15 protein-coding genes and 1 pseudogene are annotated in these 14,692 nt (G+C 68.7%); 10 read left to right on the top strand and 6 right to left on the bottom strand.

Annotated features, from left to right (window positions below):
- The 4 genes from AC1DYI_RS13370 to AC1DYI_RS13355 form a co-directional block, all read left to right on the top strand.
- On the top strand, positions 1-1,094 hold a 1,094-nt coding region (locus AC1DYI_RS13370; RefSeq protein ID WP_477204608.1), incomplete at its 5' end, for an efflux transporter outer membrane subunit.
- 1 nt (position 1,095) lies between these two features.
- Positions 1,096-2,433: an efflux RND transporter periplasmic adaptor subunit gene (locus tag AC1DYI_RS13365; protein WP_477204607.1), complete on the top strand. Its 1,338-nt coding sequence runs from the start codon at positions 1,096-1,098 to the stop codon at positions 2,431-2,433.
- Complete coding sequence (locus AC1DYI_RS13360; protein ID WP_477204606.1) at positions 2,430-3,143, top strand: ABC transporter ATP-binding protein; 714 nt, start codon at positions 2,430-2,432, stop codon at positions 3,141-3,143. Before AC1DYI_RS13365 ends, AC1DYI_RS13360 begins: the two co-directional genes overlap by 4 nt.
- Complete coding sequence (locus AC1DYI_RS13355; RefSeq protein WP_477204605.1) at positions 3,143-4,354, top strand: ABC transporter permease; 1,212 nt, start codon at positions 3,143-3,145, stop codon at positions 4,352-4,354. Before AC1DYI_RS13360 ends, AC1DYI_RS13355 begins: the two co-directional genes overlap by 1 nt.
- Positions 4,355-4,404: 50 nt before the next feature.
- Here the strand turns inward: AC1DYI_RS13355 and AC1DYI_RS13350 are convergent, their stop codons facing one another.
- Positions 4,405-5,445, bottom strand: coding sequence for a hypothetical protein (locus tag AC1DYI_RS13350; protein WP_477204604.1), 1,041 nt, complete (start codon positions 5,443-5,445; stop codon positions 4,405-4,407).
- Positions 5,446-5,652: 207 nt separating this feature from the next.
- Here AC1DYI_RS13350 and AC1DYI_RS13345 point away from each other — a divergent pair, with 207 nt between their 5' ends.
- From AC1DYI_RS13345 to AC1DYI_RS13325, 5 genes are all read left to right on the top strand, one after another.
- The gene (locus AC1DYI_RS13345; protein WP_477204603.1) at positions 5,653-6,192 is read left to right on the top strand and encodes a helix-turn-helix transcriptional regulator; all 540 of its coding nucleotides are present in this window, start codon (positions 5,653-5,655) and stop codon (positions 6,190-6,192) included.
- Positions 6,193-6,280: 88 nt separating this feature from the next.
- Positions 6,281-7,147 carry an alpha/beta hydrolase gene (locus tag AC1DYI_RS13340; RefSeq protein ID WP_477204602.1) on the top strand — a complete coding sequence of 289 codons (867 nt, stop codon included), beginning with the start codon at positions 6,281-6,283 and terminating at the stop codon, positions 7,145-7,147.
- An 11-nt stretch (positions 7,148-7,158) separates the two neighbouring features.
- Positions 7,159-7,782, top strand: coding sequence for a pseudouridine synthase (locus AC1DYI_RS13335; RefSeq protein ID WP_477204601.1), 624 nt, complete (start codon positions 7,159-7,161; stop codon positions 7,780-7,782).
- Positions 7,783-7,807: 25 nt separating this feature from the next.
- On the top strand, positions 7,808-8,368 hold the full coding sequence (locus AC1DYI_RS13330) for a flavin reductase family protein (RefSeq protein WP_477204600.1): 561 nt from the start codon (positions 7,808-7,810) through the stop codon (positions 8,366-8,368).
- A gap of 23 nt (positions 8,369-8,391) precedes the next feature.
- Positions 8,392-9,147 carry an SDR family NAD(P)-dependent oxidoreductase gene (locus AC1DYI_RS13325; protein ID WP_477204599.1) on the top strand — a complete coding sequence of 252 codons (756 nt, stop codon included), beginning with the start codon at positions 8,392-8,394 and terminating at the stop codon, positions 9,145-9,147.
- Here the strand turns inward: AC1DYI_RS13325 and AC1DYI_RS13320 are convergent, their stop codons facing one another.
- On the bottom strand, positions 9,148-9,471 hold the full coding sequence (locus AC1DYI_RS13320; protein ID WP_477204598.1) for a cupin domain-containing protein: 324 nt from the start codon (positions 9,469-9,471) through the stop codon (positions 9,148-9,150). It lies immediately after the preceding gene.
- Positions 9,472-9,494: 23 nt separating this feature from the next.
- Positions 9,495-10,508, bottom strand: coding sequence for an NADP-dependent oxidoreductase (locus AC1DYI_RS13315; protein ID WP_477204597.1), 1,014 nt, complete (start codon positions 10,506-10,508; stop codon positions 9,495-9,497).
- A gap of 102 nt (positions 10,509-10,610) precedes the next feature.
- Here AC1DYI_RS13315 and AC1DYI_RS13310 point away from each other — a divergent pair, with 102 nt between their 5' ends.
- Positions 10,611-11,528 carry a LysR family transcriptional regulator gene (locus AC1DYI_RS13310; protein ID WP_477204596.1) on the top strand — a complete coding sequence of 306 codons (918 nt, stop codon included), beginning with the start codon at positions 10,611-10,613 and terminating at the stop codon, positions 11,526-11,528.
- Here the strand turns inward: AC1DYI_RS13310 and AC1DYI_RS13305 are convergent.
- From AC1DYI_RS13305 to AC1DYI_RS13295, 3 genes and pseudogenes are all read right to left on the bottom strand, one after another.
- Positions 11,525-12,556 (bottom strand): DUF72 domain-containing protein, encoded by a 1,032-nt coding sequence (locus tag AC1DYI_RS13305; protein WP_477204595.1) that lies wholly within the window; start codon positions 12,554-12,556, stop codon positions 11,525-11,527. The two genes, AC1DYI_RS13310 and AC1DYI_RS13305, sit on opposite strands and share 4 nt — an antisense overlap.
- 105 nt (positions 12,557-12,661) lie before the next feature.
- Positions 12,662-14,206, bottom strand: coding sequence for a Y-family DNA polymerase (locus AC1DYI_RS13300; protein WP_477204594.1), 1,545 nt, complete (start codon positions 14,204-14,206; stop codon positions 12,662-12,664).
- 48 nt (positions 14,207-14,254) lie between these two features.
- A pseudogene (locus AC1DYI_RS13295) lies at positions 14,255-14,692 on the bottom strand (hypothetical protein); the annotation flags it as partial.

The raw sequence follows: 14,692 nt of genomic DNA, 5'->3' as shown, positions 1-14,692 counted from the left end.
ACCGCAACAGCACCCGCAGCAGCGCCAGCAACACCTACCAACTCGGCTTCAGCGCCAGCTGGGAGCCTGACCTCAACGGCACCCAGGCCGCTGGCCTGACCGCGGCCACGGCCGACCAGCAAGCGGCGCGTGCCGACCTGGCCACCACCCGCATGACCATCACGGCCGAGCTGGGCCTGGCCTACGTGCAATGGCGCGGCGCGCAGGCGCGCGAGCAGATCACCCGCGAAAGCCTGGTCAGCCTGGAGCAGACGCTGCAGCTCGCGCAATGGAAGGCGCAGGTGGGTCTGGCCAGTTCGCTCGATGTCGAGCAGTCGCGCCTGAGCACCGAGCAGACGCGCGCCAACCTGCCCAGCCTGGCGACCGAGGTGGCGCAGTACGAGCACCAGATCGCCCTGCTCACCGGCCAGTCTCCGGCCGAGTGGCGCCAGGCTTGGCAGGACCAGGCCAGCGCCGGCGTGCCGCAAGCCACGACKGCCTTGCAACGCCTCGCGGTCGGCCTGCCGGCCGACCTGCTGCGCCGCCGGCCCGACCTGCAATCGGCCGAGGCCAGTGTTCGCGCCGCCTGGGCCCGCAAAGAGCTGACGCGCCGCGCCGGCTTCCCGGGCCTGAACCTCACCGGCTCGCTGGGCTTGCAGGCGCTGACGATCAGCGGCCTCAGTGCGGCCAGCGCTGGTATCGCCACGCTGGCCGCGGCGGTCGACTGGACGCTGTTCGACGCCGGCGCCCGCCAGGCCCAGGTCGACCAGCAAGATGCACTGCTCGCGATGAGCCACGCCAGTTATGAGGGCGCGGTACTCAGCGCCGTGAAGGACGTGGAAGACGGCCTGGTCGCGCTGCGCGGCAGCCGCGAACGCGCCGGCTCGCTGGGACGCGCCGCCGACGCAGCCGAAGCCGCCCTGCAAGGCACGCGCGCCCGCCACCAGGCCGGACTGACCGACTTCGCGACCCTGCTCGAAGCCCAGCGCGACGAACTGAACACGCGCCTGTCGCTGCAGACCACCCAGACCGATGTCTCGCTGAACCTGATCCGCGTCTTCAAGGCGCTCGGCGGTGGCTGGAACACCAACGAAACGACCCTTCCCTCGAGCTGACATGGCCTCACAACCCCAAGACCCCACCGCCGCGCCCGACTGGCTGCAGGGCGACGCCCGCCCGCGCTGGAAGCGCCCCTCGACCTGGATCGTGCTGGCGACCGCCGTCGCRCTGGCCGCCGGTGCCTGGGCCTGGCAGCGCGCCGAGCGGAGCCATCAAACACCAAGCTACCAGACCGAACCGGTCACGCGCGGCGACATCGCGCTGGCCGTCACCGCCAACGGCACGCTGCAGCCCACCCGATCGGTCAGCATCGGCAGTGAACTCTCCGGCACCGTCAGCGAGGTGCTGGTCGACGTCAACGACCGCGTCAAGAAGGGCCAGGTGCTGGTGCGGCTGGACACCGCCAAGTTGAGCGACCAAGTCGCCAAATCGAAGGCCGCGCTGCAAAGCGCACAGGCCGCCAGCGCTGAAGCGGCCGTCGCCACCAAGGAAGCTCAGATCGCCTACGCGCGGCTGGAAGAACTGCGTCGCCTGTCCGGCGGCAAGCTGCCCGCCGCGACCGAGCTGGACACCGCCGGCGCTGCGCTCGCGAAGGCGCAAGCCGCCGAAGCCAGCATGCGCGCCAACATCGCGCAGGCTCAAGCCACCCTGCGTACCGACGAAACCAACCTGGCCAAGGCCTCCATCAGCGCACCGATCGACGGCGTGATCCTGACCCGCTCGGTCGAGCCCGGCAACGCGGTGGCCGCCTCGCTGCAGGCCGTCACGCTGTTCACGATGGCCGACGACTTGACGCGGATGAAGCTCTCGGTCAACGTCGACGAGGCCGATGTCGGCCAGGTCAAGGAAGGCCAGAGCGCGCAGTTCAGCGTCAGCGCGTGGCCGGGCCGGCGCTACCCGGCCAAGATCAGCCGCGTGGCCTATGGCTCGACGACGACCGACAACGTGGTGACCTACACGACGCAGCTGCTGGTCGACAACCCCGACCTGACCTTGCGCCCCGGCATGACGGCAACCGCCACGATCGCCGCCACCGAGCGACAGGCCGTGCTGCGCGTGCCGAACACCGCGTTCAGCTTCTCGCCGGCCGAGCCTGGCGCAGCGCCAGCCGGCGCACGCCCCGCCTCGGGCAGCGGCAGCTTCGTCTCGGCGCTGATGCCTCGCCCGCCCGGCGGTCTGCAAACCAAGCGCGCCAGGCCCACCGGCGGCGTCGCCGTCAAAGGCAGTGGCAGTGCCGGCAGCCAGCGCCGCGTGTGGGTGCTGCAAGACGGCGCGCCGAAGCCGATAGCCGTCGCTGCAGGTCTGTCCAACGGCAAGCTGACGGAGGTCAGCAGCCCCGAGCTGCAAGAAGGCATGCAGGTCATCATCGACCAGCAAGGCGGGGTTGCTCGGTGAGTTCGTTGATCCAGCTGCGTGGCGTGACCAAGACCTACGGCCAGGGCGCGATCGCGTTCCAGGCGCTGAAGGGTGTCGACCTCGACGTGCGCGCCGGCGAGTTCGTCGCGATCATGGGGCCCAGCGGTTCCGGCAAATCCACCGCGATGAACCTGCTAGGCTGCCTGGACACGCCCACCAGCGGCCAGTTCCTGTTCGACGGCATCGCGGTCGAACGCCTGGGCCGCGACCCGCGTGCCCGCCTGCGCCGGCGCCACCTGGGGTTCGTGTTCCAGGGCTTCAACCTGCTGGCGCGCACCTCGGCGCTCGAGAACGTCGAGCTGCCGCTGATCTACCGCGGCGAGCCGGCGGCCAAGCGCCACGCCGCTGCACGCGCCGCACTGGCGCAGGTTGGCTTAGGCGGTTGGGAACACCACACGCCGTCCGAGCTATCGGGCGGGCAGCAGCAGCGCGTGGCGATTGCACGCGCGATCGTCACGCAACCAGCCGTGCTGCTGGCCGACGAGCCCACCGGCAATCTCGACAGCGAGCGCAGCGTCGAGATCATGGAGCTGCTTGGCGCGCTGAACGACGACCACGGCATCACCGTGCTGATGGTGACGCACGAGCCGGACATGGCAGCCTACGCTCGCCGCATCGTGCACTTCCGCGACGGGCGGGTCGAGCGCGACGAGCGCCGCGACAGCGCGCTGGCGGCGGAGATGATGTGATGTGGGGCAACACCTTCCTGCTCTCGCTGCGCGCGATCCGGCGCAACCTGCTGCGCTCGTTCCTCACCGTGCTCGGGATCGTGATCGGCGTCGCTGCAGTGATCACGATGGTGACGCTCGGCAACGGCGCCACGCAAGCCGTGCGCGACCAGATCAGCAGCCTGGGCAGCAACCTGCTGATGGTGCGCCCCGGCCAGCGGCTGGGCCCCGGCATGGGCGGCGCCGGGGCACCGTCGTTCAAGGAAAGCGACGTCGAGGCGATCAGCTCGCAGATCGGCGGGCTGAAGGCCGTGGCGCCCGAGGTGCGCGCGGGCGTCACCGTGGTGGCCAACGGCAAGAACTGGGCGACCACCGTCACCGGCAGCACCGACGCCTACTTCACCACCAGCAACTGGACGATCGCCAGCGGCCGCAGCTTCAGCGACGACGAAGAAGCCAGCGGCGCCGCCGTCTGCGTGATCGGTGCCACCGTCCGGCGTGAGCTGTTCGGCGCCGCGTCCGACCCGATCGGCGAGCAGGTGCGCATCAAGTCGTTCTCGTGCGAGGTGATCGGCACGCTGGCCTCGAAGGGCCAGGCCGCGATGGGGCAGGATCAGGACGACACGATCATCGTGCCGCTGCGCACCGCGCAACGCCGCGTGACCGGCTCGACACGCGTCAACACCATCCTCGTGTCGATGCGCGACGGCGCCGACGCGCAGCGCATCACCACCGCGCTGACCAACCTGCTGCGCGAGCGCCGCAAGCTGGCCGAAGACGCCGACGACAACTTCAACGTGCTGGACACCGCGCAGATCGCGCAAACGCTGTCGGGCACGACGCAGCTGATGACCTCGCTGCTGGGTGCGGTGGCCGCCGTCAGCCTGCTGGTGGGCGGCATCGGCATCATGAACATCATGCTAGTCAGCGTGACCGAGCGCACGCGCGAGATCGGCGTGCGCCTGGCCATCGGCGCGCTGGAGCGCGAGGTGTTGCTGCAGTTCCTGATCGAGGCCGTCGTGCTGTCGTCGCTGGGCGGCCTGGTCGGCGTGGTGCTGGCCACCGCCGCCTCGGTGACCCTGGCCTCGCTGATGCAAGTGCCCTACCTCTTCAACCCCGGCATCAACCTGCTGGCCTTCGGCTTCTCGGCTGCGATCGGCGTGGTGTTCGGCTTCTTCCCGGCACGGCGCGCGGCGCAGCTGGACCCGATCGAGGCGCTGCGCCACGAGTAGCCCTGGGCGAGCACCGCCTCGCGTGGCGACGGTGCTCTTGCGACAAGGCCTCAGGGCTGCGGCAGTCCCACGCAACGCGGGTCGAAATTGCAGTTGGTCAGCTGCACATCGATGCCCACGCCGATGATGGTCTCGAGGAAGAAGCCAAGGTCCAGCGCGTAGTACTTGCGCGTCACCACGCCCGGCTCCAGCAACGAGTAGTTCTTGGTCACCACACAGTCGCCGGCGGCGCACATCCGCTGCGCCAGCGCGGCGGGCACGAACTCGTCCAGCTCGCCGCCGGCGCCGTAGGCATAGCTGGTGGACAACACCTCGGCGAGGTCTTCGGCATTGGCCAGCGAGAACTCCTCGCGGTAGATCTGCCCGACCGTGGGTGTGGCCGGCAGAATGATGCCGCCCTTGTCGCCGTCGCGGCCGTGCTTGAACGAGCCGTCGACGCTGGTCAGCTCAGACCGGCGCGGCACGTCGCCCTTGAAGTTCTCGTAGTTCTTGACCTCTTCGCCGAAGTACCAGCTGGTTCCGTCCTTGGCCGCTGCGAACCAGTCGTCTGTGGCCTCGTGCAGATGGCCCTTCAGGTAGACCAGGTCACGCAGCACGATGCAGGTCACGCCCTCGATCAGCTTGGTCTCATCCGTCACTTCGACGGTGTTCAGCTCGTCGCCACCGCGGAATTCCCAGCTCATGCCGATCCCGAGTGGGAAGTACGGGTTCGGATGGCTCAGGTGGTGAAAGTCGGTATCAAAACGCTTCGGGTCGATCTTCGGGTCGTAGCGCTGCTCGCCGATTGCGGCGCAAGAGGCCTGGCGCCAGTCGCGCTGGGCCACGCACAAGGCCCGTGCCTTGCCGTCGGCCTTGGCCGCATCGTCGCGGCAATCCTGTCGGGCCGAGGCGCTGCGCAGGTTCAGGCAGATGGCCCGCGCCACGCCGTGGTCGGCCTCGGCCTGGTCGATGCAGGCCTCATGCAGCAACGACACGGTGGCGGAGCAGGTTTCTTGCGCAGCCGCGCCGGTGGCCGTCAAACCAGCCAGCAGGCCCAGAGCGCACAACCGGCTCGGCAAGGCCGCCGCGTGACGCATAACTTGTCCATTCATGGTCAACTCCTTTGATCTTCGGGTGAGGTATCCAACAGCCGCCCTCAACTGCGGCGGCAACCCACTCTGTGTGGCGCCGGCCCAGGGTGTCCATTGGCGCAATGACATAGGCGAGCCCGTCACCTGCGTCTCATCGGCGGTGAATCCGCCGCTAGACTGACGCGGCCCGGCCCCCGCCGGCGTCACGCGACACCGTGGAGACACACGATGAACGATTGGTGGAACACGCGAACGCGTATCTGGGCAGCGTTGGCCGTGGTCGGTGGCCTCGGGCTCGCCGTCGGGCTGGAGGTGATCGACGAGCCCGACATCACGCCGTTGGAGCTGCTGGTGGAGCTGCTGAAGTCGCTGCCGATCGTGGTCACCAGCGTCGGCATGGTCTTGCTGTTCCAGTTGACGCGGCACCAACGCGCCGAGCATCTGGCGCTGGTGCAAGGGCTTGAAGCTGCCCGGCAACAAGGCGAGCGCTGGCGGGCCGATTCGCGCCTGCTGCTCAATGGCCTGAGCGAGGCGATCGACCATCAGTTCCGGCGCTGGAGCCTGACCGAAGCCGAGCGCCAGGTGGCGATGCTGCTGCTCAAGGGCTTGAGCAGCAAGGAGATCGCCTTGATGCGCCAGTCCAGCGAACGCACAGTGCGCGAACAAGCGCGCGCGGTGTACGCCAAGGCGGGCTTGAGTGGGCGCGCGGCGCTGTCGGCCTACTTTCTCGAAGACCTGCTGGCGCCGCCGGTGGAAGGCCCACGCTAGGCAGATGTCGCCCGGCGCCGGCGCGGCGACGCACCAGTTCGCGTAGAGTGCCGCCGTTCCAGCCCATCGCGGTAGCCGCGCCATCACCATGATCCGCAAGCCTCTGCTGTCGAACCCCCTGATGCTGTGCGCCTTGCTGGCCGCCTGTGCGTCTCAACCCGAACCGCGCCCGCACACTGCCAGCCGCGGCGTCACGGTGCTGGTCACGCCGTTCATGATGCCGGTGCTGAACCGGCAACGCAACGTGCGCCTTTACCTGCCGCCCAGCTACGGCACGAGCGACAAGCGCTACCCGGTGATCTACATGCACGACGGGCAGAACCTGTTCGACGAATTCACCTCGTTCGCGGGTGAATGGGGCGTCGACGAGACGTTGAACGACATGGCCGCGCGCCAGGGTTTCGAAGCGATCGTGATCGGGCTCGACAACGGCGGCGCAGACCGCGTGCGCGAGCTGAACCCCTTCGACCATCCGAAGAACGGCACCGGTGAAGGCGAGGCCTACCTGGCCTTCATCGTCAACAAGCTGAAGCCAGTGGTCGACAGCCAGTACCGCACACTGACCGGGCCGGAGAACACCGCCATCATCGGCAGCTCGATGGGTGGGCTGATCTCGGACTACGCGATCCACCGCTACCCGCAGGTCTTCGGCCGCGCCGGTGTCTTGTCGCCCGCCTACTGGACGGCCGACCCCGGCATCTACGGCTACGCGGTGCAGCATCCGCTGCCGCTGGGCGCACGGGTCTATTTCTCGATGGGTGGCAAGGAGGGCGACAGCATGCTGCCTGACGTGCAGCGCATGCACGCGGTGATGGCCGCACAGCGCCCCGAGCCGGGTGCCGTGACGCTGCACATCGTGCCCGAGGCCGACCACAACGAGGCCGCTTGGCGGGCCGAGCTGCCCAAGGTGCTGAACTTCCTGTTCGCGCCGCTGCCGGCCCCCGTTGCACAGTGAGCGTTGACGGGATGACGCTGCTGCTCGCCGATGAGCAGCTGGTGGCGGTGGACAAGCCGGCTGGTCTGCTCTCGGTGCCAGGTCGTGGCCCCGAAAACGCCGATTGCGCAGCCAGCCGGGTGCAGGCCGCCTATGCCGACGCGCTGATCGTGCACCGGCTCGACATGGGCACCTCGGGGGTGCTGGTCTTTGGCCGTGGTGCCGCAGCACAGCGCACGCTCAGCGTCGCATTCGCCGAACGGCGAGTCGACAAGCGCTACATCGCCATCGTTGCCGGGTCCCCGCCCGCCGACGAAGGCGGGGTCAGTCTGCCGCTGATCTGCGACTGGCCGAACCGGCCGCGCCAGATGGTGGACCATGAGCACGGCAAACCGTCTGCAACGTTGTGGCGCGTGCTGCAACGGTCAGCCGACGGCGCCACCACCCGCGTCGAGCTGATCCCRCTGACCGGGCGTTCGCACCAGCTGCGCGTGCACATGCAGCAGATCGGCCACCCGATCGTCGGCGACGAGCTGTATGCCCCGCCCGATGTCCAGGCGATGGCCCCACGCTTGCTGCTGCATGCCGAGTGCCTGAAACTGTTTCACCCAGCCGATGGCCGGCTGGTCACGATCCAAAGCCCCTGCCCTTTCTGAGCACTGCCCTTCACTTTCTTGAGACATGCGTCAACCCGTCGAGTTACCCAAAGCCTACCGCCTGCTGAACCACGGCCCGACCGTGCTGGTCAGCGCTGAGCATGACGGGCGCCGCAACGTGATGGCCGCCGCCTGGGCGATGCCGCTGGACTTCGATCCGCCCAAGGTGGCCGTGGTGCTGGACAAGAGCACTTACACCCGCGAGCTGGTCCAGCACTCGAACCGCTTTGCGCTCAGCGTGCCATGCCAGGCGCAGGCCCGCATCGTGCACGGCGTGGGCAGCCACAGCGGGCGCGAGCGAGACAAGTTCGCCGCCTATGGGCTGAATGTGCTCGAAGAGCCGGGCGCCCAGTCGCCACTGATCAGCGGCTGCATTGCGTGGCTCGACTGCGAGCGCCTGCCGCAGCCCGAGCAGGAAGCGAACTTCGACCTCTTTCTGGGCCAGGTGACGGCCGCCTGGGCGTTGAGCCAGGTGTTCAGCGCCGGCCGCTGGCACTTCGAAGGTCACGACGAAATGCGCACGCTGCACCACATCGCCGGTGGCCAGTTCTTCACGATCGGCAAGCCGGTCGACGGCAGCAAGTGACCTCCGCTTTCGAAAGGCAGCCCATGAACCACCTGACCCTGATCACCGGCGCCTCGCGCGGCCTGGGTGCCGCGATGGCGGCGCAGCGCCTGCGCCAAGGCCACCACGTCATCGGCATCTCGCGCCAGGCGTCTGCCGAACTCGCGGCRCAGGCCGCGACAGGTGGTGCGATGCTGACGCAATGGAAGCTGGACCTGGCCGAGCCCGAAGCGGCCGCGAGCCAGCTGGCCACCTGGCTGGCGGCGCAAGATGGCAAGACATTTGCCAGCGTCAGCTTGATCAACAACGCCGGCGTCGTGACGCAGCCCGGGCCGTTGGAGGGCACGCCGTTGGCCGAGATCTCGCGCGGCATCCGCGTCGGGCTGGAAGCCGCCTTGTCGTTGAGCGCCGCCTTCTTGCTCGGCACCGCCACCTGGCCCGGCCCACGCAAGCTGCTGAACATCTCATCAGGACTGGGCCGACGGGCAATGGCCGGCAGCGCCGTCTACTGCGCCGCCAAGGCCGGCATGGACCACTTCGCTCGCGCGGTGGCAATGGAACAGGCGGCGTTGGCCAATGGCGCACGCATCGTTTCGCTCGCACCCGGCATCATCGACACCGACATGCAGCTGCAACTGCGCAGCGCCGACGCGGCCGCCTTCCCCGAGCGCGAACGCTTCGCCCAGTTCAAGAGCGAGGGCCAGCTCGACACGCCCGAAGTGGCCGCCGCCAAGGTGCTGGCCTACCTGGACCGCATCGACTTCGGCGCCAACCCGGTGGGTGACGTGCGCGACGCCTGATCAGGCCGCAGCGGCCGGAGCGCGCTGCGCCAACGTCATCACGACCGCATCGCAGTCGGCCGCAAAACGGTGCGACAGGCCGGGCGGCACCTCGATCATTTCGCCGACGGCGGCGCTGCAGCGTTCGCCATCGTCGGCTTCCATCTTCAGCGTGCCGTTCAGGCAGACGATGTACTCCGGCATCGCGTGCTGCTCGAAAGCATACGCACCGGGCGGGATGTGGATCAACAGCATGGCGCCGGTGGACGTGCGCGCGAGCAGGTGGTCACTGTCGGCATCGAGGGCGCGGCCATCGCGCGGCAAGGGGTGGTGCTTGAACATCATCGAATCACTCATTCCAGGTACTTTCAGGCCCTCACCAGCAGCTTGCCGCGGTGCTCGCCGGTGAACAGGCTTTGCAAGGTCGATGGCAGCTTCTCGAAGCCCTCGACCACCGTCTCTTCGAACACGATCTCGCCTGCCTGCACCCACGGGCCGACGATGCGCAGCATCTCGTCCATGCGGTGCGCATAGTCACGCGCCAGCATGCCTTGCACGGTGGCACGTTGATACAGCATGTGGTGCAGCCAGCGCGGGCCCAGCTCGGGCTCGTCCAGCCCACCGGAGTACTGGCTGATCGCGCCGCAGATCACGATGCGCGCACGGCGGTTGACCAGCGGGATCACCGCATCGCTGATCCAGCCGCCGACGTTGTCGAAGTAGACGTCGACACCGCCGACGAGGCGTTTGATCTCGGCGGCCAGCGACTCCGTGTCGGCATGCGCCTTGTAGTCCACCGCGTGGTCCAGCTTCAGCGTCTGTCTCAGCCACGCGCATTTCGCCGCACCGCCGGCAATGCCCAGCACTGTGCAGCCATGGCGCTTGGCGAACTGCGCGACCAGCGAGCCGACTGCGCCACCGGCGCCCGAAACGATCACCACGTCACCGGCTTTGGGCCGGCCCGACTCGGTGAGGCCGAACCAGGCGGTGCGGCCGGGCATGCCCAGCACGCCGATGGCAGTGGAAGGCGGCGCGAGTTCGGGGTCGAGCTTGCGCAACTGGCTGTGGTGGGCCAGCGCGTGGGTCTGCCAGCCCAGCATGCCCTCGACCCAGTCGTCCGGCTGCAGCGCCGGTGCGTTCGAGCGCAACACTTGGCCGACCACACCGGCCGTCTGCACGGCGCCCAGCGGATGCGGCAGCTCGTTGTAGGTCGGCTTCTTYGACTGGTTGATGCGCATGTACGGGTCGACGCTCCAGTAGCGCGCCTCGACCAGCACTTCGCCGGCGGCCAGGGCCTCGGGCAGCGGGCTGTCGCGCAGCTCGTAGTGCTCGGGCCCGACCAGGCCTTCGGGGTGTCGCAGGTAGATCCATTGGCGGTTCATCGGCTCTCCAGCAAGGTTGCCAAGGATTGAATAGTGCGCCGAACATCGTTTCAATGAAAGCAATAGAATTTCAATGTTCGTTGCGTCTGAAGCATCGTTGAAATGGACCTGTCCGACCTGCGCCTGTTCCTCAGCGCGACCCGCCACCACAACCTGAACGCCGCGGCCAACGAGCTGAACCTGACCGCGTCGGCCGTCTCGCGCGGCATCCGCCGGCTCGAAGATTCGCTGCGCACACCCCTGTTCGACCGGGTCGGCAAGTCGCTGGTGCTCAATGCCGCCGGCCAGCGCCTGCAGCAGCGCGCGATCAGCCTGCTGGACATGGCCGAGGCCACGCGCGCCGAATTCGAGGGCTCTGCCTTCAAGGTGCACTGCCGCGTCGCCGCCCCGGCCGTGCTGCAGTGGCGCTGGGGCGGCGCGTTGGCGCAGGCGTTGGAAGAGGCACAGAGCGGTAGCAGCATGGTGTTTCGCCTGGCCTACGAAGACGAAGCCCTGGCCGCCGTGGCACGGGGCGAAGCCGACCTGGCCCTGGTCTCGCAAGAAGCGCTGATCAACGGCACGCAGCGTCACCAGGCCGAGGGCTTGGTCGCCGAGCCGCTGGGCACCATGTCGATGCAGCTGGCCGCTGGCCCCACCCACCCGCTGGTCGCCAACGCGTCGGGCAAGAGCGGCCCGCGCGTCGTGTCGACCCAGCAGGTGCTGCAGCACGAGTTCGCCGCACCGTCGCGCTCGATGTTCTGCGGCGTCGGCCGCGGCACCCGCTCAGACGGCTGGCGTGATGACCAGATGCCACGCCGCATCCGCTACTGGATCGACGATCTGCAGCTGCTGGTGCAGTTCGTGGCCGAGGGCCGTGCACTGGCCTACCTGCCCGACTTCGCGATCGAGGCCGCCGGCCTGCGCCGGCTGCGTGTGCGCGACTGCCAGTACACCTGCGAAGAATCGGCCTCGCTGCTGTGGCGCCCGACCGAAGCAGCCGGTTGGCAACTGCGCATGGTCGATCGCTTGCGCAGCCGCTAACCCCCGAGTTCAGGACCAGCGGATTCGCCGTTGCCATCGGTCGGTTGGCTGTCGAGCAGACCGTATTCGCGCAGGATGCGCGTCAGCTTTTGCGCAGCGCGAATGCCCTGATCCTCGAAGTTCACGTTGAGCAGCACTTGCAGGTCGAACGCCTCGTCGGCCAGTGAATCGATGCGGCCCGCCAGCTCCTTCAGTTCGTCGTCGCTGTACTCGTAGTTGAAGCGCTCGGACGAGGCCGACGTGCCCTTGCCCGTCCAGGTTTCGGCATTGCGGCCGTGCAGGCGCACCACCGCCAGCTGCGGGTTCGTCACCGCCCACACGCCTTGCGCGTAGTTGCCGACCCCTTGAGGCTCATCGACGACGACATGGGCCACGCCCAGCTCGCGCTCCCAGGCCAAGGTGTGCTCGGCCTGCCGATCGCTCAGCCAGGTCTGGTTGCGAAACTCGACCGCCAGCAGGTGCCCCGCCATGCGCTCGACGCAGTGCTCGACATGCGCGCGCCATGCAGGCTCGCTGGTGACCCAAGGGGCGAACTGGAAGTGCACCGCACGCAGCTTGCCGGCAGATTTCAGCGGCTCCAGGGCCGCGATGAAACGCCGCCACAGCTCTTCACGCAGGTCTTCGGCCAAGTCGGCGTAGTAGTAGTTCTTCTTTCGCCCGACGAGCGGCGGCAGGTGTGGCTTGATGTCCGGCGGAAAGACCTGCGGCGGCGTCTGGTGGCCTGTCAGCAACCGGAAGGCCTTGACGTTGAAGACGAAGTCCGCCGGCGTGCGCTGCGCCCACAGCTGTGCGTGCATGGGCTCGGGCAACGCGAAGAAGCTGCTGTCGACTTCGACCAGCGGAAACTGGCTGGCGTAGTAGACGAGCCGCTGCTCAGCCGAACTGCAGCCCCTTGGGTAGAAGGCCTTGGTCTTGATCAGCGACGGGTCGGTCCAGCTGCAGGTGCCGACCCGCACGTTGCCACGCCGTCCGACAGGGCCGGGCGTCTCGGCAGGAAACAGTTCGGCCTGTGCAGGCTCGGTTAGCACGCGTCACTCCATCGCAGCTGGGTGGCAGTCTGCGGCGATGGCCGTGCAAGATCAAGACATCCTTGACCCGGCTCGCAAACCAACCACGCGGTGGCGTGACCCAAGCTACCCAAACCGCCCGTGCAAGAACCAGCCCGGCTCGCCTTCGGGCGGCGCCGGGCGAACGCGGTAGATCCACAGCAGCGGGCCTTCGGCCTGCTGCGCGATGAAGTAGTCGCGGCAGACGAGGTCGCCGTCCCACCAGCCGGTTTCGATGCGCTCGGGGCCAGCCAGCAGATGCAAGGGCTGGCCGGCGAGCCAGGGGCGGGCCTGACGCTCTGCCAAAGGCTGGGGCTGGGGCAACAGCCAGGCGGGGCGGGTCAAACGCGTGGAAGGCGCGGGGGCCGAGATCGCCGGTGCCTTGTCGTGGGCCGTGAAGTTTTGATGGACCGTGGCGCGCTCGGGGCGGTGGTCGGCGTGGGTGGCCAACCGATACACAGCCTCTGCGCCCAGCCGGGCCTGCAAGCGCTCGACCAAGCGCAACAGCCCCTCGCGTTGGCMCGCCTGGCTGGGGAAGAGTTCGCCATTGGGTGGTGGGCCCAGCACCGGCGTGTCGCACGCCAGGCCCAGCGACAGCACCGGCGCGGCCAGCGGCTCGCGCGCCAAGCGCTCGCGCAGCACGGCGTGCAGATGGCGGGCGTCGCCGGTGGGCTCGGCCAGCGTGATCTCGAGATGACTGACATGCACGCCGGCCTCGCCATGCGAGTTCGCGCGCAAGCGGCTCTCGTGGTGCAACAGCAGCTGGAAGCTCTGCACCCGCGCGTGGCGAGCCTGGGCCCAGGCCAGCAGCCGCGCGAGCAGCACCTCGGCGCCGGCGAGCAGCGCTTCGGTGTTGTCGGCCCGGGCCCAGAGCTCGACGTGGCTGTGGAAGCGCAGTGGTGGTTCGATGGCTTCCAGCGGATCGGGCACGCTGCCCCAGGCCCGATCGAGCATCAACAGCAGGTCAGGACCAAAGCGCCGCGCCAGGCCGCCCCGTGGCTGCCGGCGCAAATCGCCCAGCGTGCGCAAGCCCATGGCTTCGAACTGGGCGCAAGCGGCTGCATCGGGCGCCAGCCACGCGGCTGGCAATCTCAGCAAGCGTTCGTGCAGCGTGGCCCAAGCCGCGTCGGTAGAACACAGCGTCGAACGGGTCAGCTGGCTTGGTGGGTTAGGTTCGTCGCCCGCCCGCGCCAGCAGCAAAGCCCCGAGTGCCGTGGGCGCCTGGGCCCGCTGCAGCCGATGGCCCAGCGGCGCCAACGCCTCGGCCATGCGCTGCCACAAACGTGCAGCACCGCCAAAGCAGCGCAGGCTGGCCTGCACCTCGGCCAACAGGCCATCGGGCGGCGCTGGCACCACCGTGGGCGTGAAGGCCAGCAAGGCATGGGCGACGGTTTGCAAGGCCTCGGCGTCGCGCAGCGGATCGGCCATGCCCAGGACCAGCTCGGGCGCCAACGCCAACGCCGTGGCGCGCTTCATGCCCGGCGCGACACCCCGCTCGGCCGCGGCCGCATTGACCGCCGTGATGCGGTGCTGCGCCTGCAGCGCGACCGGCTGAGCCGCCTTTTCAGGGCCGAGCAAGGCACTGAACGCTTCGAGCGAAAGCGCCGGTAAATGAAAACCCACCCAGAGCATGACGGCAACACCGCGGCATGAAAGCCCGTAAGAACTGCAGCAGTGGGCTCAAGCCACCTGGGCGCCCGCCGGAGGCCGCGGCAACGGCCGCATCCCGGCCGGCTGCACAGCCGCGCCGCTGGCCGATGGCGGAAAGCCAGTGCCGCCCTGTGAAGGCCGCGTGCCAGGCAGACCACGGCCTTCAGGCGAGGCTGCGAGGGCCGAGGCCAACGCCGCCTGCGTCGCCCCTGAGGGGGCACGACGCGGCACCGCCCTCGCCCGGGCCAGGGCGCGCTCAGAAAGCACCGGTGCCAGCGTCAATTGCAGCGGGTGCGCCATCGCCGGGCCCTTGCGCTTGACGATCTGCAGCTGCAGGTCGTCCGCCCCGGCCGGCTGCAGCACCACGCGCAGCGGCGCCGGGCTGGGCTGGGCCTGCGCTGCGAGCTCACGCAGCAAGAAGGCTGGGCCTTCGTGCGACTRGGCGGCCAATTGCAGTCGGCGCAAGTC

Source organism: Ideonella sp. P3_A4 (assembly GCF_056403075.1).
This window is presented reverse-complemented; position numbering and strand designations above follow the sequence as displayed.

Excerpts from the sequence above, each read along its gene's own strand:
- AC1DYI_RS13345 (WP_477204603.1), top strand. The coding sequence starts at position 5,653 with ATGAACGATTGGTGGAACACGCGAACGCGTATCTGGGCAGCGTTGGCC.
- AC1DYI_RS13340 (WP_477204602.1), top strand. The coding sequence starts at position 6,281 with ATGATCCGCAAGCCTCTGCTGTCGAACCCCCTGATGCTGTGCGCCTTG.
- AC1DYI_RS13330 (WP_477204600.1), top strand. The coding sequence starts at position 7,808 with ATGCGTCAACCCGTCGAGTTACCCAAAGCCTACCGCCTGCTGAACCAC.
- AC1DYI_RS13320 (WP_477204598.1), bottom strand. The coding sequence starts at position 9,471 with ATGATGTTCAAGCACCACCCCTTGCCGCGCGATGGCCGCGCCCTCGAT.
- AC1DYI_RS13355 (WP_477204605.1), top strand. The coding sequence starts at position 3,143 with ATGTGGGGCAACACCTTCCTGCTCTCGCTGCGCGCGATCCGGCGCAAC.
- AC1DYI_RS13350 (WP_477204604.1), bottom strand. The coding sequence starts at position 5,445 with ATGAATGGACAAGTTATGCGTCACGCGGCGGCCTTGCCGAGCCGGTTG.
- AC1DYI_RS13310 (WP_477204596.1), top strand. The coding sequence starts at position 10,611 with ATGGACCTGTCCGACCTGCGCCTGTTCCTCAGCGCGACCCGCCACCAC.